A 17,799-nucleotide genomic window follows, 5' to 3' on the forward strand; every position below is an offset into this window, starting at 1 on the left:
AACACACCGTCAGTTTACCGGACGTGCAGGCCGGGCGGTGTCACCCCGCGGCGCGCCCGCCGTCGGTGAGTGCCGCGACGGCGTCGAGGAGGTCCTCCGGGGTCGTCGCGTCGCGGCGGTCGGTCCCGCGGCGGACGGTCGCGACCCCCTCGGGCGGGTCGGGAGCGGCGGGGACGACGACGGCCTCGTGGTCGGCCACGCGAAGTCCAGCCCGGTGGAGGTCGCTCCCCGGATCGTCGCCGACCGCGATCACGAGATCCGGGCGGGAAAGCCGCGACGCCACCGAACCGTAGCCCGCGACCTGGACGCCGAACCGCTCGTAGGCTCCGGCGAAGGCGGCGACCGCGTCGCGGGCGGCGTCGGCGTAGTCGTCGCTTCCCCCTCCGTCGGCGTCGCCCACGACATCGACCAGTGCGGCGAGATCCAACAGTGCCTCCGCCATCTCGACGTTGCCGTCGAGCGGCCTGAGCGGCTCCGAGAGGAGGCCGACCCCCGCCGCCGGGCCGTCGCGGAACGCGCCCGCCGGCTCCCGGAGCGTCGCTATCGCCTCGTCGGCGACGGCCCGCGCGACGCCGACGAGATCGACCGCCAGGGCGTCGGGGCCGAGCACCCGCCGGGCGGCCGCGAACGCGGCGACGACCCGGGCGTGGTCCGAAAGCAGCCCCTCGGGGGGGTCCGCTCCGCCGTCCCCGACGTCGTCGGGGGCGATGTGCGACACGACGCCGTCGCGGACGAACGACTCCGCGAGGGCCCCGAGGACCCGCTCGGCGTACTCCCGGGATGCGGCGTCGTCGGTGTAGGCGGCGACCGCGAGCAGCGCCTCGGCGGCCGACGCGTTCCCCCCGGCGTAGCCCGTGAGGTCGCGGCGGGGGGCGCGCCCGTCGCCGCCGGGCGGTGCGACGCTCCCCCCGAAGGCGGTCCCGTTCCAGAGCCGGTCGATCAGGAACTCCCGGGTGCCGGTCACGGGGTCCAGCAGCGCTTCCTCGCCGGTGTAGAGGTAGCCGTTGGCGAACGCACGGATCAGGGCGGCGTTGTCCGTGAGGAGCTTCTCTCGTCGGGGGTCCGACCAGTCACGCCCCCCGGCGTACCGGAAGAACCCGCCGTCGTCGGCGTCGTACAGGGCCTCGGCGACCGCCCGGAGCGTCTGAACGGCCTTCTGACGGTCCCGCTTCAGCGCGAACTCCACGGTCCGCGGGAGGGGGAACTTCGCGTCGTCGCCCCACCCGCCGAACCGCTCGTCCCACTGCTCGTCGAGTTGCCCCGCGAGGTGGGACTCGATGCGTTCGTCGACGGCCCCGCCGGGGGTCGGGTCGCCGGCGAGCGCGCGCGGGACGCGGCCGGCGTCGTCGCCGCGGTCGGCCCACACCTCGCGGACGGAACCGAGCACCTGGCGCATCCCGTCGGGGCCGAGGTAGCCCGCTCCGGTGATCACGTCGCCGCCGGGCGTACAGAAGACCGTCGAGGGAAACCCGCCCATATTGTACCGCTCGCGGACCCGGGGGCGACGGTCGACGTCGACCCTGACTGGGACGAACCCGTCGTTGACGTTGGCCGCGATCCGCGGCTCGGCGTAGGTTTCGGCGTCCATCTCGTGACAGCTGTCACACCAGGTGGCGGTCAGCGAGAGCAACACGGCCCTGTCGGCCGCACGCGCCTCCTCGAAGGGGGCCGGCCCCCACTCGCGCCACTCGACGTGCGTCCGGTCCGCGGTCATACCCGGGTTCGGGTTCGGGTGCGGGTAAGGGCTTCGAGACCCCGTGTTCGCCGGGGAGGCGCCCCGGCGGCGACACAAGGGCTATGAACGACGCCCGCAAAGCCGAGGTATGCGCACACGCTGGGTCATCGCTGCCCTGTTGGCGATCCCCCTCGCCGACACGCTGCTTTTGCTCCCGGTCGCGGGCGCTATCGGGTTCGTCCCGACCGTGCTGCTCGTGGTGCTCACCGGCCTCGTCGGGATGCTCCTGGTCCGTGCGGAGGGCCGCCACACCCTCGGGAAGCTCCGGCGGAAGGCCGCCACGGGGGAGGTGCCCACGAACGAACTCCTCGACGGCGGGCTGTTGATCGCGGCGGGGGCGTTCCTCCTGACGCCGGGGATCGTCACCGACGCCATCGGCTTCGCCCTGGCGATCCCGGTGACCCGGTATCCGCTCCGTGAACTCCTGAAACGGTACGTGGTGACGCCGTACCTCGACCGGGCGACCGGCGGGTTCGTCTCCGGCAACGTCTGGGTCGGCGGGTTCCCCGACGACGGCGACGACGACGTGGTGAACCTCGACCCCGAGGAGTACGGCCGGTCCGGCGACGACGGGCCCTGACCGTGTCGGGGACGGCGTTGCTGAAAGGAAACGCTTAAACTCGTCATCGAACTACCGATAGACGCGCTCACCTGGGCCAATAGCTCAGTCAGGTTGAGCGCTCGGCTGATAACCGGGAGGTCCGCGGTTCAAATCCGTGTTGGCCCACCTCCTTCACGGGCGGCCACTGGTCGTCCGTGGTTGGGGCCGAACTCCCCGGCCACCTAACTCCGTTCGGTCGTAGTTCCGGAGAGGTATCCTTGTGGGCGGCTTCTACCGAAGCCACTGGGGCGTCCGCTCACGTCCAGTCGGCCGGCAACTCGTCCTCGTGGTCGGTCAGCAGTTCCAGCAGCGGCTGGATGTCGTCGAACTTCGGTCCCGCGGTCACTTCGTCGGTCTCCCTGTTCCAGTCGATGAACCCGTAGGCGGCCAGCTTCGGGAGGTGGGCGTGCTGCATCGCCAGGACGTCCACGTCGGGATCGGCGTCGGCGACCACGATCGTCGGATCGTCCTCCGGCTGACGCTCCAGCAGCGACATCAGAAGCTCCCGTCGCCGCTCGGCGGCCAGCGCGTCCATCATCTCGTCGAGCGACACTGTTGGAGTTGCCTCGTTCACACTACTTATAGTTATGTTGATATTGACACTTCTTCCGGGCCGTCGCCACGGGTCCGCGTGTGGCGGTTCGGGGGGCATCGTGTCGTGTGCCCACCCGAGTCCGCGTCACTCGTCGACGACGGCGACGGCTTCGACCTCCACGAGGAGTTCCGGGCCGATCAACCGCTCCACCTCGACCATACTCGTCGCCGGCCGGACGTCACCGAAGTATTCGGCGTGTGCGTCGCCGACCGCCTCCCACGCGTCGATGTCGACGACGAACAGCCGGGTTCGGACGACATCCGAGGGCGACGCCCCCGCCTCGCCGAGCGCGTCCTCGACGTTCGAAAGCGCCTGCCGGGTCTGGGCAGCGGGGTCGCCCGCGCCGACGACCTCGCCGTCCTCGTCGGTCGCGGTCGTCCCGGAGACGTGGACCTGCGGGCCCGCCCGAACCGCCCGCGAGTAGCCGACGCGTGACTCCCACTCGGTGCCCGAAGAGACCCGCTGTCGTTCCATACCGATCGGCGTCCCGCGGGTCGCAAAACCGTTTCGGGGGTGTCGCCGCAGCCTACCGCACCAGCGACCCGACCGGCGCGTCGCCGACCGTCGTCAGTAGATCCGCCTCCTCGCCGGCGGCGAGCACCATCCCGTTGCTCTCGACGCCGAACAGCTCCGTGGGTTCGAGGTTCGCCAGCACCACCACCCGGGTACCGGGCAAGTCGTCGACGTCGTAGAACTGCTTGATGCCGGCGACGATCTGTCTGGTTTCGGTCCCGATGTCGATCTCCAAGCGGACTAAGTCGTCGGCGCCTTCGATCGGCTCGGCGGCCTCGACCGCCCCGACCCGCATCTCCAAGTCCTGGAAGGTCTCGAAGTCGATGCGGTCGCGCTCGGTCTCGTCGATGTCGGGCGCCTCGTCGGACTCAACGTCCTCGTCTCCCGCACCGTCGTCCTCGGCGTCGTCTTCGTCCTCCTCGACCATCGCCTCCAACTCCGCGCTCAGGGGCTCGACCTCGTCGTCCTCGATCTTGGTGAAGATCTCCTCGGGCGTGCCGAACTCCGCGGGCGGCGCCTCCAAGGCGGCGTCGATCCCGGCGTCGTGGACCGACCCATCCTCGCCGAGCTGATCCCACACGCGCTCGGCGCCCTCGGGGGCAAAGGGCGCGAGCAGCACGGCGACCGCCTTCGAGAGCTGGACGCAGTCCCGGATGACGGCCGCCCCGGCGTCGGGGTCGTCGTCGACGAGCTTCCAGGGCTCCTTCGATTGGATGTACTGGTTGCCGAACCCCGAAAGCTCGTAGACGGCCGTCGCGGCGTCCTTCAGCGAGTAGTCGTTGATCGCCGCGGCGAAGTCGTCGATCGCGGCCTCGATCCGCTCGCGGACCTCGTCGCTCGTGGGCTCGTCTGCCAGTGGGGTCCCGTCGTAGTTCCGGTGGGCGAACAGCAGCGACCGGTAGACGAAGTTCCCGATGTTACCCACCAGTTCCTCGTTCGTCGTCCCCTGTAGGTCGCTCCACGTGAAGTTGATGTCGCTCTGGAAGTTCCCCGCGGTGATGAAGTAATACCGGAGGAAGTCCGGCGAGAAGCCGGTGTCGAGGTACTCCTCGGCCCAGATCGCGCGGTTCCGGCTCGTGGAGAAGGCCTTCCCCTTCAGGTTCACGAACCCCGAGGCCATGATCGCCCGCGGTTCGTTGTACCCCGCCCCGCGGAGCATCGCGGGCCAGAACACCGCGTGGTGCTGGATGATGTCCTGGCCGATGACGTGGATTATCTCGCCGTCGTCACGCCAGACGGACTCCCAGTCGTAGGCGTCGGCGCCGACCCGCCGGGTGTACTGCTTCGTCGAGGAGACGTACTCGATGGGGGCGTCGACCCAGACGTAGAGCACGAGCTCTTCCTCGCCCTCGCCGGGGTAGTCGATCCCCCAGTCCATATCCCGGGTGATACACAGGTCCTGGAGGTCGCCCTCGATCCACTGGCGCGGTTGGTTCTTGGCGTTCTCGGTCCCTTCCAGCCGGTCGATCCACCCCTCGAGGTACTCCTGGAAGTCGGCGAGTCGGAGGAACTTGTGGCTCCGGGTGCGGTACTCCGCGGGGTTGCCGGTCAGGGTGCTGGTTGGCTCTTCGATCTCGCCGGGTTCGAGGTGGCGCTGACACCCCTCGTCGCACTCGTCGCCGCGGGCGTGCTCCCCGCAGTACGGGCAGGTCCCCTCGACGTAGCGGTCCGGAAGCGGCTGGCCGGCCTCGGGGTCCCACGCCACCTTGATGTCCTTCTCGTGGACGTGGTCGTTGTCGATCCACTCGCGGACGAACTCCCGGGTGGTCTCGACGTTGGTCTCGTCGTGGGTGTGGCCGTAGTTGTCGAACTCGACGTCGAACCGCGGGAACGTGTCGGCGAACTCCTCGTGGTAGCGGTGGGCGAACGCCTCGGGGCTCTCGCCGTTCTCGTGGGCGTTGACCGCGATGGGCGTGCCGTGCATGTCCGAGCCGCAGACGAACGCGGTCCGTTGGCCGAGCGTGTCGAGCGCCCGGGAGAGGGCATCGCCGGAGAGCGTCGTTAACAGGTGGCCCAGGTGGAGACTCCCGTTGGCGTAAGGCAGCCCGCAGGTCACGACCGCCGGCCGCGAAGTGGGATATCGTTCGGTAGTCACACCCGGAGCAAGTCGTCGGGGGAACGTAAAAACCCCGTTCCGCGGTCGAACGGCCGGCTCTCCGGGTCGCCCGCGGCTCGCCGCCGTCGATCAGTCCGTGTAGACCTCCTTGATCCGACCGTCGGCGGCGATGGGGCCGCTGATCCGGCGTGTGACGCCGTCGAACAGCGTGATCAGCGGCGAGAGGGTCCGCCCGACCACCCGGACCGGTCGGGCGACGGTCAGCGCCCACGACTCGGCGTTTCCCAGCCCGAACGCCTTCGGCACGATCTCCCCGAAGATCAGGATGAGCGCGCTCGTGACGACGGTCGTCGCCACGACCGCCGGTCCGGGATCCAGCACGCTCGCGACGAGCACCGTCAGGATGCTCGAAATCGCGATGTTGACCACGTTGTTGCCGACCAACAGGGTGACGAGCAGCCGGTGGGGGTCCGCCGACAGCTCCCGGAGCACCGCCGCCCGCCCGTCGCCGCCTGCCGAGTGCTCGTCGACCCACGACGCCGGCAAGGAGAAGACTGCGATCTCCGCGGAGGAAAAGAAGGCACTCACCGCGAACAGGGCGACGACCGCGACGATCCCGAGGACGGCGACGACGGGGCCGATCGTACACGCGTACTCCCGTCTGCCGACAAGAAGCCGTCGGCGGGGCGGTCGCCGGGTGCGGGGTGCCCGCACGCGACCGAGCCATTCACGAGGCTGGGAGTCCAACTCCGGACGATGACCGACACCGACGCCCGAAGCGACCCCGACGAGGAGGGGGGACTGTTCGAGCTCACGCGGGACAAACTCCTCGTTGTCGCCCTCCTGTTCGTCGGGATCGCGGGCTCGGGGATCGCCCGCCGGGCCCTCGGCGAACTCGGCTACAACGACCTCGGCGCGCTCGTCTACGTGCTGGGGTACGGCGGGATGGTTGTCGCGATCTGGTACGGGTGGATCCGGCCGATGAACATCACCGGCCCCGACTAGCGCGACGAGTCGCCCCGGTTTCTCGCCACTGGTGCGTGCGAGCGGCCGCTCCCCGCCCTGCGTCGGGCGATGCGCCCGCTCGGGGAGAACGGAAGTTTAATACTCGGTTCGGGTCGAATCTCCGACCAAGGATGCTCCCGCTTCAGATCGTCGACAGCTTCCTGCTCAACTACAACGTCGGGCAGGCGCTGCTCCTCGGGTTCGGGCTCACGACGGTGGGGATACTCCCGCTCAAGTCCCTGCGCCTCCTCGGAGTCAACACCATCGTCTTCGGTCTCGTGTTCGCGCTCACCCCGCAGTCGATCGTCCCGATCCACTACCTGTTTCTCGGGATCGCCCTCCTGGTCGTCGGCCCGCTGCTGTACTCGATCGCCGACGACTGATACGGTAACTACTTACGGGTCATCGCCAGAGACGGGGTCGGCGATGACCGGCAGTTGACGACAATAATCCGTATGACGGACGGGACGCTTCTCCTCGGTACCTGCGCCGCGGAACGCGGCGTTTAACAGCCGCGACCGACTACGTCGCGTATGGCACAGCCGCAGGTTCCGGGAGACGGCGGCGAGACGCTCGCGCTGCCGTGCGGCGAGACCAGGTCGGTCCGCAGCCTGGATCTGGGGATGCGGGAGTTCGAGTGCGCCTGCGGGGACCGTCACGCGGTCGTGATGGACGTCCACCCGCCGGAGCGGTTCGTCCCCGACTTCCTCGTCGAGGTCCTCCGGGAGGCGATCGAGACCACGAGCGAGGAGATGCCGGAGTTCGGGACCGCACACCTGCTGGGGATCGTTTTAGAGGAGTTCCCCGAGTCGGTCGTCTCCGCGGACGTGAGCGACGACGGCGACGTCGGCGCGGGGATCGTGTGGGTCACCGACTTCGACGCCCGCCGGCTCCACGAGGTCGTCGTCGAACTCGTCGTCGAACTGATGGAACACGCCGTCAGCCACGCCGACGACGACGCGGCGGTCTCGGAGTTCGAACGCCGGATGCTGGAGTTCGACATCGCGGAGTTCGTCGAGGCCTACCGCGCCGAACGCGACCTCTCGGAGGACGACGTCTACGCGTGATGCACACGGTCTGTCCGACATCCCCGACCGGACCCAGGTCGCGGCCGCCACGGGACGTATCCTCGAATTTCCGGCCGCCACGGGACGTATCCTCGAATTTCCGGCCGCTACGGCCGTAGCGCCGGCAACGAGTCGAAACCGGCGGAAACGGTACGTATGACGCCTGTCACACTGAAATCTATGATAGTGGGGGCCGTACCGTAAGACATGAGTTCGACCCGGGCACCCGGGATCGGGGCACTGCGGCGCGTGCTCGCCGAGGCCGACGAGCCGCTGACCGCACGGGAGATCCACGACCGGCTCCGGCGCCGCGGGGTCGATGCCTACGACTCGTCGTACCGCGTCGCGACCGTCCTCGGACGGGCCGCCGAGCGGGGCGGCCCCGTGGAGGTCATCGACGGCAGCCCGTACCGCTACCGACTCGCGGAGTGACCGCCGACCCCGCGAGGGGTCCCGCTGACGCGCCCGCGCCGCCGTCCGTCGCACCCGTTCCGGCGTTCGCCGTCCGCTCTGACACCAACGACTGCCCGTCCTGGGCCGGCGGCCCGCCGGTTTGGGCCCCCGCCACCAGCCCGGATCGAGGTTCCCTCCATCACCCTGTTTACGAATATCGAAACGCCGTTTCGTATCTCGTAGCGATTCGCCGGGCTTATTACGATGTACGGACTCCCTCGGAGTGATGACTGACGAGGACACCAGCGGCGAGGCGTCCGAGGACCGGACGATCCTGCTCATCGGCAGCGGACCCATCCAGATCGGACAGGCGGCCGAGTTCGACTACTCCGGCGCCCAGGCCTGCCGGGCGCTCCAGGAGGAGGGGGCCCGAGTCGTCCTCGTCAACTCGAACCCCGCGACGATCATGACCGACCCGGAGATGGCCGACCGTGTCTACATCGAACCCATCACGCCGGAGGCGATCGCCGAGATCGTCCGGAAGGAAGAGCCCGACGGCGTGATCGCCGGCCTCGGCGGCCAGACCGGGCTGAACGTCACCGCCGAACTCGCAGAGCAGGGGATCTTAGGGGAGCACGACGTCGACATTATGGGGACGCCGCTGGACACCATCTACGCCACCGAGGATCGGGACCTGTTCAAACAGCGGATGGAGGCCATCGGCCAGCCGGTGCCGGCCTCAACGACGGTCTCGCTGGACGACGGCGAGGAGGTCCAGACGCTCACCGAGGACGACCTCCGGGACCGCGTCGACGACGCCGTCGAGGCGGTCGGCGGCCTCCCCGTGATCGCGCGGACCACCTACACCCTCGGCGGGTCGGGGTCGGGCGTCGTCGACGACCGGGAGGAACTGTACGGCCGCGTCCGGAAGGGGTTGCGGCTCTCGCGGAACAGCGAGGTGCTGATCACCGAGTCGATCTCCGGGTGGGTCGAACTGGAGTACGAGGTGATGCGCGACGCCGACAACTCGTGTATCATCATCTGCAACATGGAGAACATCGACCCGATGGGCATTCATACGGGAGAATCGATCGTGGTCACGCCCTCGCAGGTCATCCCCGACGAGGGCCACCAGGAGATGCGGAACGCCGCGCTGGAAGTGATCCGCGAACTCGGGATCCAGGGCGGGTGTAACATCCAGTTCGCGTGGCGCGACGACGGCACCCCCGGCGGGGAGTACCGCGTGGTCGAGGTCAACCCCCGGGTCTCCCGGTCGTCGGCGCTGGCGTCGAAGGCGACGGGCTACCCGATCGCCCGCGTGACCGCGAAGGTCGCCCTCGGCAAACGGCTCCACGAGATCGAAAACGAGATCACCGGCGAGACCACCGCCGCCTTCGAGCCCGCGATCGACTACGTGGTTACCAAGATCCCGCGGTGGCCCAAGGACAAGTTCGACGACGTGGACTTCACGCTCTCGACGGCGATGAAGTCCACCGGCGAGGCGATGGCGATCGGCCGGACCTTCGAGGAGTCGCTGTTGAAGGCGATCCGCTCGACCGAGTACGAGCCCGCGACTGACGTCGAGACCGTCTCCGACGAGGAACTGGAGACCGAACTGCTCGAACGGCCGACCCCCGACCGGACGTTCGCCATCTTCGAGGCGTTCGACCGCGGCTATTCGGTCGAGGAGGTCCGGAAGTTGACCGGGATCAAGGAGTGGTACCTCGAACGCTACGAGCGGGTGTCGCGGGCGATGGACGCCGCCCAGGAGGGCGATTTCACCACCGCCGCGACCGCGGGCGTCACCAACGCCGAGATCGCGACCGCCACGGGCGAGCCCGTCGGCGAGGTCGAGACCGCGGTCCCCGGCCGCACGTACAAGCAGGTCGACACCTGCGCCGGCGAGTTCGCCGCCCAGACGCCGTACTACTACTCCTCGCGGAAACCCGAGTTCTACACGGGACCGCTGAAGGACGAGGCCGCGGCGGGCGAACTCCGCGTCGACCGCGACGTCGAGAGCGTGGTCGTCGTCGGCGGCGGCCCGATCCGGATCGGCCAGGGCGTGGAGTTCGACTACTGTTCGGTCCACGCGGTCCAGGCGCTCCGGGAGATGGGCATCGACGCCCACGTCGTGAACAACAACCCCGAGACGGTCTCGACCGACTACGACACCTCCGACGGGTTGTTCTTCGAGCCGATCACGGCAGAGGAGGTCGCCGACGTCGTCGAGGCCGCCGACGCCGACGGCGTGATGGTCCAGTTCGGCGGCCAGACCTCAGTCAACATCGGCCATCCGCTGAAGGCGGAGCTCGACCGCCGCGGGCTGGAGTGTGAGGTCCTCGGGACCAGCGTCGACGCGATGGACTTGGCGGAGGACCGCGACCGGTTCAACCGCCTGATGGACGACCTCGGGATCGCCCAGCCGGCGGGCGGCTCCGCGACCAGCGAGGCGGAGGCGCTCGATCTCGCCGGCGACCTCGGCTACCCCGTGCTGGTTCGCCCCTCCTACGTCCTGGGCGGCCGCGCGATGGAAGTGGTCTACTCCGACGACGACCTCGAAGAGTACATCGAGGAGGCGGTCCGGGTCTCCCCCGACAAGCCGATCCTCATCGACGAGTTCCTCGCCGACGCCATCGAACTCGACGTCGACGCGGTCTCCGACGGCGAGCGTGCGATCATCGGCGGCGTGATGGAGCACGTCGAGAGCGCGGGCGTCCACTCCGGCGACTCGGCGTGTATGATCCCGCCGCGTGCGCTCGACGAGGAGACGATGGGTCGCGTCCGCGAGGTCACCGAGGACATCGCGACCGCCCTCGACACCGTCGGCCTGCTGAACGTCCAACTCGCGGTCAAGGACGGCGAGGTGTACGTCCTGGAGGCCAACCCGCGGTCCTCCCGGACGGTCCCGTTCGTCTCGAAGGCGACCGGCGTCCCGATCGCGAAACTCGCCGCGCGGGTGATGGCCGGCGAGAGCTTAGACGAGATCAGTACGGAGGAACAGATCCCCGAGGACGTGAGCGTGAAGGAGGTCGTGCTGCCGTTCGACCGCCTGCCCGGCTCGGACCCCCGGCTCGGCCCCGAGATGAAGTCCACGGGCGAGGTGATGGGCACCGCCGGATCGTTTGCGAAGGCCTACGACAAGGCCCAGGACGCCACCGGCAAGCCGATTCCCGACTCGGGTACCGCGTGGATCGACCTCTCGGCCGCGGAGTTCCCCGACCCCGACAGCGAGGCGGGCCAGGAACTGCGCGACGGGTACGCCGAGTACTTCGATCTCGCGACGTTCGACGCCGAAGAGGAGCTGGTGTCGGCGCTGCGTGAGGGCCGGATCGACGTGGTCGTTTCCCGCGACCGCGACCCCCTGGAGGTCTGCGTCGAGGAGGAGATCACCTACTTCTCGACCACCGCCTCCGCGGAGGCGGCGCTCGAGGCCCTCGGCGCGAAGGACGACCCGATCGACGTCCAGGCCGTCTCCGACCGGCCGCGCCGCGTCGAGAAGTGGGGCGTCCCCGGCGACGACTGATACGGATTATTGTAGTCAATTGCCGGTCATCGCCGACCCCGTCTCCGGTGATGACCGGTAATTAGTCACAATAATCCGTATGAGACACCGGCCTCCCGCTTCTCGCTGCCCACCGTTCGTTCTCCGCTCGTCGGCCCCCGGAGGTTTAAATCGGAGCACGGGACCACTCCCGGCGTGATCTGAGACCGACCCCGCGTCGGGCCGCGGGTGCCCGGCACGCCGGCGCGGGGACGACTGCGTGCCGGCTGTTCGCCGCTCGATCCGTACGCCCCGACGAGCCACGGCCGAACGCGTGCCATTCAAGTTCGCCGGGTTCCAGGGTCGCGTATGAAACTCAAGCAGAACATCCGGCACTTCGCGGCCAAGAAGGCGCTGACGATGCCGGTCGTCGGCGACATCGCGACCGAGAAACTCGTCGACCTCCACGTCCGCGTGTTCGGCGAGAAGGCCGACGCCGACCGCCGCGAGGAGCGGGAGGCGCACATGGAGGCGTTCTTCGATTGCACCTTCGACACCTACGTCCGGGCGCTGGAGGCGGGCTTCACCGAGGCCGAGGCCCGCGAGATCACCCACATCCAGGCCAACTTCGACTTCTACAACCACGGGTGGACGGAGATGATGGAGTTCCCCGCCGACGAACTCGAAGAGCACTACGAGCGCTACGAGTCGTTCTTCGAGCGCTACGACATCGACATCGCGAACCCGCTGGGTGACTTCCGGACGCGGGAGATCCCGACGGCGCCGTCCACCCCCGAGCGGCTGGACGACCCCGAACACCCCCACGCGGCGGGTGGCTTCGCCGACGACGTCTACGTCGAAGGCGAGGACGGCGAACTCCGGGTCGGCGGCCGCGAGGAACCCCAGGACGTCGACGTCGACGCGGCGCCGGGACTCCAGGACGTCGACGCCGAGGGCGATGTCGACGAGTCCGAAGCCTGAGGTCTACTCCGCGGGGCCGTCGCGCGCGATCCGGTCGGCCACCTCGTATCCCGCCACGACGCCGCCGTTGAGCGACCGCTCGGGATACTGCGCTGCCGACGCCATCCCGGCGTAGTAGACGCCCTCGCCGACTTCCTCCGCCAAATGATAGGGGACGACCAGATCCAGGTAGCCGCGCTCGTAGATCGGCGCCGCACGCGGGTTGCGCGCGATCCGAAGCTCCGAGACGGACGAGCGATCGAAGTCGGGGAACATCGACTCGATCTCCGAGAGCCACGCCCCCCGGACCGCGTCGTCGTCCATCCGCCACAGGTCCTCGTCGCTGTCCTGGACGTAGGCGGCGACGTACAGCAGGTGGTCGCCCCCGTAGCGCTCCCGGTCGACGAAGTTGGTGTGTTCGATGAGCGCTCCGAACGGCGCGTCGTGGGCGACGTTCAGCCAGTAGGTGTCCAGCAGCGACTCCTCCATCGTTGCGAGCCCGCAGACCGCCCCCTGGAAGTCGACCTCGCAGGCGTAGCCGGTGAGTTCCTCCAGGACGTTCGGCATTGCGGCCACGACCGCGGCGTCGACTTCGTGAGTCCCGGCAGCGGGGTCGCCCGATTCGCCGTCCGCATCGCCGCCGCGTTCGACCGTCAGCGACTCCACGTGGCCGTCCGTCACAGTAAGGTCGGTGACGCGTGCGCCCGTCGTGATGTTCTCCCGGCCCACGGCGTCGACGAGAGCATCCAGCAGCGCGCCGAACCCGCCGTCGAAGTAGCCCAGGATCTCCCCGCGGAGCGGGTCGCGTTCCCCCCGGAACCGGACCCGACCCAGGAACCACGCCGCGGAGATCTCCTCCTTTCGACTCCCGTACTTCCCGTCCAGGAGGGGATCGACGAAGTTCTCGTAAACGCTCCGCGTGGTGTGTTCCGCCACGAACTCGCGGACGGTGTCGTGTTCGTACGCCGCGAGGTCCTCGTAGGCGTCGAAGTCCGGTACCCCGCCGCGGACGTCGACGCCGAGCGTGAGCATCCCGAGCCGGAACTTGTCGTAGAGGCTCATGTGCGGGTACGCCAGGATCTCCCACGGCGTGTTCAGCGGGTGGGCCACGCCGTCGACGTAGTAGCCGTTGGTGCCGACGCGCCACTCGACGCGGTCGCCGAGGCCGAGTTCTTCGGCGAGGTCGACGATCGTCTCCTCGGACTTCGAGAGGTGGTGGTAGAACTTCTCGACGTCGTCGCCGGGGGTTTCATACACCGCTGCGAGCCCGCCGAGATCCTCGGTCGCCTCGAACACCTGCACCTCGCGGCCCCGCTGTTGGAGCCGGTAGGCGGCCGCGAGTCCGGCGATTCCGCCCCCGACGATCCCGATCATACCACGGCTACTCGACCGCCGGGAAAGTGCCTTCCGTTCGCTACCTTTTTGTCCGCGTTGGGCGACCGGACGCGTATGCAGACGGTCAGGGCGCCCGCTACGAGCGCGAACCTCGGAAGCGGGTTCGACGTCTTCGGCGTCGCCCTCGACCGGCCGATGGACGTGGTCCGCGTGGAGAAGGCCGACCGGACTTCGATCGAGATGAGCGGGGTCGGCAGCCAGTACATCCCGGAGGATCCCGACAGGAACGTCGTCGGCGCGGTCGCGGAGGCGCTCGACGCCCCCGCCCGCATCCGGATCGACAAAGGGGTCCGCCCATCGTCGGGACTGGGGTCGTCGGCCGCCAGCGCCGCGGCGGCGGCGGTCGGACTGAACGCCCTCTACGACCGCGGGCTCTCCCGGTCGGAACTGGTACCGATCGCCGCGGAGGGCGAAGCGGTCGTCTCCGGGACCGCCCACTCGGACAACGTCGCGCCCGCGCTCCTGGGTGGGTTCACCGTCGCCCGCGAGGGTGCGGTCACCGCCGTCGACGCGTCGATCCCGCTCGTCGTGTGTCTCCCCGAGATCGCGGTGTCGACCCGGGACGCCCGCGACGTCGTTCCCGACTCGGCGTCGATGGCGGATCTGGTTCACACCGTCGGATCCGCGGCGACGCTCGCCGTCGGGATGTGCCGCGACGACCCCGAACTCGTCGGGACCGGAATGGACGAACGCGTCGTGACGCCCGCACGGGCGGAACTCATCACCGGGTACGAGACCGTCCGGGAGGCCGCCCTCGGGTCGGGCGCGACGGGGGTCACCGTCTCGGGAGCGGGGCCGGCGGTGATCGCGCCGTGCGGGGAGTCCGACCGCCGCCACGTCGCCGCGGCGATGGTCGACGCCTTCGCCCGGGTCGGCGTCGAATCCCGGGCCTATCAGACGCGTGTCAGCGCGGGCGCGACACTGTACGACTAACGGTAGTGACCACCGACGGCGTCGAAAAGCGGGACGGACAAAAACGGTCGGACCGGTTCAGACGCCGCGGCCCTGGATCTTCTCTTCCTCGGGCAGGCTGGCGTTGGACTCGCCTTTCATCCCCTTGCCGAGGTCCGAGGCGATCTCGGCGAGCACGTCGGGGTCGTCCCAGTTGTTGACCGCCTCGACGATCGCTCTCCCCATCGCCGGAGGGTTCTCCGCGCCGAAGATCCCGGAGCCGACGAAGATGCCGTCACAGCCGTGGTGCATCATCAGGGCGGCGTCGGCCGGCGTCGCGATCCCGCCGGCCGCGAAGTTCACGACCGGGAGCCGACCCATCTCGGCGGTCTCGTGGACCAGGTCCGCGGGCGCCTCGTGTTCGCGGGCCCACTTTTCGCGTTCCTCGTGGGTCTTGCCCTCGATCTCGCGGATGGCGCTTTTGATGTTGCGCTGGTGGTGGACCGCCTGGTTCACGTCGCCGGTGCCGGCCTCGCCCTTCGTCCGGATCATCGCCGCGCCCTCGTCGATCCGGCGCAGGGCCTCCTGAAGGTTGCGCGCGCCGCAGACGAACGGGGCGGTGAAGTCCCGCTTGTCGATGTGGTAGCGGTCGTCGGCGGGCGTCAGCACCTCCGACTCGTCGATCATGTCGACCCCGACGGCCTCCAGGATCTGTGCCTCCTTGGTGTGGCCGATCCGGGATTTCCCCATCGCGGGGATCGACACGGATTCGACGATGTTCTGTACCTCTGCGGGGTCGGGCATCCGTGCGACGCCGCCGCGTTTCCGGATGTCGGCGGGGACGGCTTCGAGCGCCATCACCGCGACGGCGCCGGCTTCCTCGGCGATCCGTGCCTGTTCGGCGTCGACGACGTCCATAATCACGCCGCCCTTCTGCATCCGCGCGAACCCGCGCTTGACCAGCTCGGTCCCGCGGCGGAGTTCGGACAGATCAGTCTCCTCGGACATACAATCCCGTAACGGTCGGACATACTTAAGGGAATCACCCGCGCGCGCGATGGGTCGGGCGACGATCCGGCACCCATCGGGCGACGATCCGGCACCCATCGGGCGACGATCCGGCACCCATCGGGCGACGATCCGGCACCCATCGGGCGACGAACCGGCACCCATTTGCGCCCGGCACACGAGCGTCCGGTATGGCTTCGCCGCCCGCATCGTCCTCGGGGTTGCGACGGCTGCTGTCCGGCGACGGGCTGCCGGAACGGGAGGGGCTTCCCCGGTGGGTCGCGCCGCTCCCGACGTGGCTCGAGAACGTCGGGCTCCGCCTGGCGTGGGCGGTCGTCGCGATCAACCTGCTCGGAACCGCGTTCGGCTTCTGGTACTACGGCTTTCACCCGATTCCCCTCTCGGATCCGCTCGTTACCTGGCAGTTCGCGGCCGAACCGGTGGTGATGTGGCCGTTCGTCCCCGACAGCCCGCTGGCGACGCTTTTCATCGCGCTGGCGTTTGCGAGCTGGAAGCTCGGCCGCCCCAACGAGTATCTCGGTGCCCTGGCCTTCTTCGGCTGCTGGAAGCTGGGGCTGTGGACGCCGTACGTCCTCACGGCCTTCGCCGACGCGTTCCTGGCGACCACCTGGGGGCCGCTGTACGCGTTCCTGTTCGTGAGCCACCTCGCGATGGTGGTCGAGGCGTTCGTGTTGCACCGGATCTTCGACTTTCCAACCCGCGCCGTCGCGGTTGCGCTGGCGTGGTACGGGTTCAACGACGTCGTCGACTACTTCGTGCCCATCGTGGGCGACCCACATCACACCTCGCTCCCGCTCGCGGACGGCGCCGCCGTCGCCGGCACCACGGCGCTGCAGGTCGCAGCCGCGGGTGCGGTCGTCCTCACCTTCCTGGCGACGTTCTTCGCGCTGGCGACGCGGGTGGAAAAAGAGAGGCTGCGCCGCCGATAGGAGCGCACGCTTTTCACCGCTTCTCGCGTATCGGCGACGTATGAGCGAGTACTTCGACGCCGTCGCCGACCTCCCGCTTTCGATCGAGTCGACCGACCGGACGCGGCACGATCGCGACACGTCGAGCGGGTTCGTCCGGACGACGACCACGTTCCACCTCGCCGGCGCGGGGGCGGTCGGCCGCGGCGAGGACGTCACCTACGACACCGAGGACCACGACGCCCTCGCGGAGGCGACGTTCGACCTCGCGGGCGGGTACACGGTCGCTTCCCTTTCGGCGCACCTCGACGATGTCGACCTCTTCCCGACGAAGGAGCCCGAGCGGGAGCCGAGCCGCCACTACCGCCGGTGGGCGGTCGAGTCCGCCGCGCTCGATCTGGCGCTCCGACAGAACGACCTGTCGCTCGCCGAGGCGGTCGGCCGCGACCCCGCCCCGGTCCGGTTCGTGGCGTCGATGCGGCTGGGCGAGCCGCCGACCACCGACCGGCTCGACGCCGTTCTCGATACCTACCCCGGGACCGAGTTCAAACTCGACCCGACGCCGGAGTGGGACGCCGACCTGATCGACGCGGTCGCCGCGACCGACGCGGTCCGGATCCTCGATCTGAAGGGGCTCTACGAGGGGACCCAGGTCGACGCCGACCCCGACCCGACGCTCTACGAGAACCTGCTGTCGGCGTTCCCCGACGCGATCATCGAGGACCCGGGGCTCACGCCGGAGACGCGGCCGCTGTTCGACGGCGAGGAGCGGCGGGTCTCCTGGGACTACCCGATCACGGGCAGTGCGTCGGTCGCGGACCTCCCCTTCGAGCCGTCGTGGCTGAACGTCAAACCCTCCCGGTTCGGGACCGTCGAGTCGCTGTTCGAGACCATCGAGTGGGCGGAGGAACGCGGCGTCGCCCTCTACGGCGGCGGCCAGTTCGAGTTGGGGGTCGGCCGCGAGCAGATCCAGCTTTTGGCGTCGCTGTTCTACCCCGACGGGCCGAACGACGTCGCGCCCGGCGGCTACAACGACCCCGAGGTCCCCGCGGACCTGCCGACCAGCCCGCTTTCGGCGCCGACGAACGGCGTCGGGTTGGCGTGGGACTGATACTGTTGGCTATAACTACCTGAAGATTTTCGACACCCCGGGGTGTCGAAATCCGTCAC

At 69.1% G+C, this 17,799-nt stretch carries 17 protein-coding genes and 1 tRNA gene; 11 read left to right on the top strand and 7 right to left on the bottom strand.

Annotated elements, in window-relative coordinates:
* Nucleotides 1–40: 40 nt before the first annotated feature.
* Nucleotides 41–1,714 (bottom strand): DUF255 domain-containing protein, encoded by a 1,674-nt coding sequence (locus tag H5V44_RS01390; RefSeq protein WP_185191348.1) that lies wholly within the window; start codon nt 1,712–1,714, stop codon nt 41–43.
* Nucleotides 1,715–1,823: 109 nt separating this feature from the next.
* On the opposite strand from H5V44_RS01390, the gene H5V44_RS01395 reads away from it, so the two are divergent.
* Both H5V44_RS01395 and H5V44_RS01400 read left to right on the top strand, forming a co-directional pair.
* Nucleotides 1,824–2,315, top strand: a complete 492-nt coding sequence (locus H5V44_RS01395; protein WP_185191349.1) for an FxsA family protein — start codon at nt 1,824–1,826, stop codon at nt 2,313–2,315.
* A 73-nt stretch (nt 2,316–2,388) separates the two neighbouring features.
* Nucleotides 2,389–2,462: transfer RNA gene (locus H5V44_RS01400), tRNA-Ile, on the top strand.
* Nucleotides 2,463–2,592: 130 nt separating this feature from the next.
* On the opposite strand, the gene H5V44_RS01405 is transcribed toward H5V44_RS01400, so the two are convergent.
* From H5V44_RS01405 to H5V44_RS01420, 4 genes are all read right to left on the bottom strand, one after another.
* Entirely contained in the window at nt 2,593–2,889 is a 297-nt protein-coding gene (locus H5V44_RS01405) for an ArsR family transcriptional regulator (protein WP_185191350.1), read from the bottom strand.
* Nucleotides 2,890–3,015: 126 nt separating this feature from the next.
* Nucleotides 3,016–3,405, bottom strand: a complete 390-nt coding sequence (locus H5V44_RS01410; protein ID WP_185191351.1) for a RidA family protein — start codon at nt 3,403–3,405, stop codon at nt 3,016–3,018.
* 52 nt (nt 3,406–3,457) lie between these two features.
* Nucleotides 3,458–5,539 (bottom strand): methionine--tRNA ligase, encoded by a 2,082-nt coding sequence (gene metG, locus H5V44_RS01415; RefSeq protein ID WP_185191352.1) that lies wholly within the window; start codon nt 5,537–5,539, stop codon nt 3,458–3,460.
* A 90-nt stretch (nt 5,540–5,629) separates the two neighbouring features.
* Entirely contained in the window at nt 5,630–6,142 is a 513-nt protein-coding gene (locus H5V44_RS01420) for a CNNM domain-containing protein (RefSeq protein WP_185191999.1), read from the bottom strand.
* Between the two features lie 114 nt (nt 6,143–6,256).
* Between H5V44_RS01420 and H5V44_RS01425 the strand changes: the two genes are divergently transcribed.
* From H5V44_RS01425 to H5V44_RS01450, 6 genes are all read left to right on the top strand, one after another.
* A complete protein-coding gene (locus H5V44_RS01425; RefSeq protein WP_185191353.1) occupies nt 6,257–6,505 on the top strand; it encodes a hypothetical protein in 249 nt (82 codons plus the stop codon).
* Between the two features lie 131 nt (nt 6,506–6,636).
* Entirely contained in the window at nt 6,637–6,888 is a 252-nt protein-coding gene (locus H5V44_RS01430) for a hypothetical protein (RefSeq protein WP_185191354.1), read from the top strand.
* Nucleotides 6,889–7,038: 150 nt separating this feature from the next.
* Nucleotides 7,039–7,572, top strand: a complete 534-nt coding sequence (locus H5V44_RS01435; RefSeq protein WP_185191355.1) for a DUF5815 family protein — start codon at nt 7,039–7,041, stop codon at nt 7,570–7,572.
* A gap of 207 nt (nt 7,573–7,779) precedes the next feature.
* Complete coding sequence (locus H5V44_RS01440) at nt 7,780–8,004, top strand: hypothetical protein (RefSeq protein ID WP_185191356.1); 225 nt, start codon at nt 7,780–7,782, stop codon at nt 8,002–8,004.
* A gap of 247 nt (nt 8,005–8,251) precedes the next feature.
* Complete coding sequence (gene carB, locus H5V44_RS01445; RefSeq protein ID WP_185191357.1) at nt 8,252–11,488, top strand: carbamoyl-phosphate synthase large subunit; 3,237 nt, start codon at nt 8,252–8,254, stop codon at nt 11,486–11,488.
* A 327-nt stretch (nt 11,489–11,815) separates the two neighbouring features.
* The gene (locus tag H5V44_RS01450; RefSeq protein WP_185191358.1) at nt 11,816–12,427 is read left to right on the top strand and encodes a DUF6149 family protein; all 612 of its coding nucleotides are present in this window, start codon (nt 11,816–11,818) and stop codon (nt 12,425–12,427) included.
* A 3-nt stretch (nt 12,428–12,430) separates the two neighbouring features.
* On the opposite strand, the gene H5V44_RS01455 is transcribed toward H5V44_RS01450, so the two are convergent.
* Nucleotides 12,431–13,780, bottom strand: coding sequence for an NAD(P)/FAD-dependent oxidoreductase (locus H5V44_RS01455; protein WP_185191359.1), 1,350 nt, complete (start codon nt 13,778–13,780; stop codon nt 12,431–12,433).
* A 75-nt stretch (nt 13,781–13,855) separates the two neighbouring features.
* On the opposite strand from H5V44_RS01455, the gene H5V44_RS01460 reads away from it, so the two are divergent.
* Complete coding sequence (locus H5V44_RS01460; protein ID WP_185191360.1) at nt 13,856–14,734, top strand: homoserine kinase; 879 nt, start codon at nt 13,856–13,858, stop codon at nt 14,732–14,734.
* 57 nt (nt 14,735–14,791) lie between these two features.
* Here H5V44_RS01460 and pdxS read toward each other — a convergent pair whose 3' ends face one another.
* Nucleotides 14,792–15,700: a pyridoxal 5'-phosphate synthase lyase subunit PdxS gene (gene pdxS, locus H5V44_RS01465; RefSeq protein WP_185191361.1), complete on the bottom strand. Its 909-nt coding sequence runs from the start codon at nt 15,698–15,700 to the stop codon at nt 14,792–14,794.
* A gap of 191 nt (nt 15,701–15,891) precedes the next feature.
* Between pdxS and H5V44_RS01470 the strand changes: the two genes are divergently transcribed.
* Nucleotides 15,892–16,650, top strand: coding sequence for a DUF1405 domain-containing protein (locus H5V44_RS01470; protein WP_185191362.1), 759 nt, complete (start codon nt 15,892–15,894; stop codon nt 16,648–16,650).
* 40 nt (nt 16,651–16,690) lie between these two features.
* Nucleotides 16,691–17,740, top strand: a complete 1,050-nt coding sequence (locus H5V44_RS01475; RefSeq protein ID WP_185191363.1) for a hypothetical protein — start codon at nt 16,691–16,693, stop codon at nt 17,738–17,740.
* Nucleotides 17,741–17,799: the final 59 nt, after the last annotated feature.

This window comes from Halobellus ruber, assembly GCF_014212355.1.
GTDB classification, from domain to species: Archaea; Halobacteriota; Halobacteria; order Halobacteriales; family Haloferacaceae; genus Haloquadratum; species Haloquadratum rubrum.

Bases quoted from the DNA above. Each gene is read 5' to 3' on its own strand.
- H5V44_RS01390 (WP_185191348.1), bottom strand. From the start codon at position 1,714: ATGACCGCGGACCGGACGCACGTCGAGTGGCGCGAGTGGGGGCCGGCC.
- H5V44_RS01395 (WP_185191349.1), top strand. From the start codon at position 1,824: ATGCGCACACGCTGGGTCATCGCTGCCCTGTTGGCGATCCCCCTCGCC.
- H5V44_RS01410 (WP_185191351.1), bottom strand. From the start codon at position 3,405: ATGGAACGACAGCGGGTCTCTTCGGGCACCGAGTGGGAGTCACGCGTC.
- H5V44_RS01425 (WP_185191353.1), top strand. From the start codon at position 6,257: ATGACCGACACCGACGCCCGAAGCGACCCCGACGAGGAGGGGGGACTG.
- H5V44_RS01430 (WP_185191354.1), top strand. From the start codon at position 6,637: ATGCTCCCGCTTCAGATCGTCGACAGCTTCCTGCTCAACTACAACGTC.
- H5V44_RS01435 (WP_185191355.1), top strand. From the start codon at position 7,039: ATGGCACAGCCGCAGGTTCCGGGAGACGGCGGCGAGACGCTCGCGCTG.
- H5V44_RS01440 (WP_185191356.1), top strand. From the start codon at position 7,780: ATGAGTTCGACCCGGGCACCCGGGATCGGGGCACTGCGGCGCGTGCTC.
- carB (WP_185191357.1), top strand. From the start codon at position 8,252: ATGACTGACGAGGACACCAGCGGCGAGGCGTCCGAGGACCGGACGATC.
- H5V44_RS01450 (WP_185191358.1), top strand. From the start codon at position 11,816: ATGAAACTCAAGCAGAACATCCGGCACTTCGCGGCCAAGAAGGCGCTG.
- H5V44_RS01455 (WP_185191359.1), bottom strand. From the start codon at position 13,780: ATGATCGGGATCGTCGGGGGCGGAATCGCCGGACTCGCGGCCGCCTAC.
- H5V44_RS01460 (WP_185191360.1), top strand. From the start codon at position 13,856: ATGCAGACGGTCAGGGCGCCCGCTACGAGCGCGAACCTCGGAAGCGGG.
- pdxS (WP_185191361.1), bottom strand. From the start codon at position 15,700: ATGTCCGAGGAGACTGATCTGTCCGAACTCCGCCGCGGGACCGAGCTG.
- H5V44_RS01470 (WP_185191362.1), top strand. From the start codon at position 15,892: ATGGCTTCGCCGCCCGCATCGTCCTCGGGGTTGCGACGGCTGCTGTCC.
- H5V44_RS01475 (WP_185191363.1), top strand. From the start codon at position 16,691: ATGAGCGAGTACTTCGACGCCGTCGCCGACCTCCCGCTTTCGATCGAG.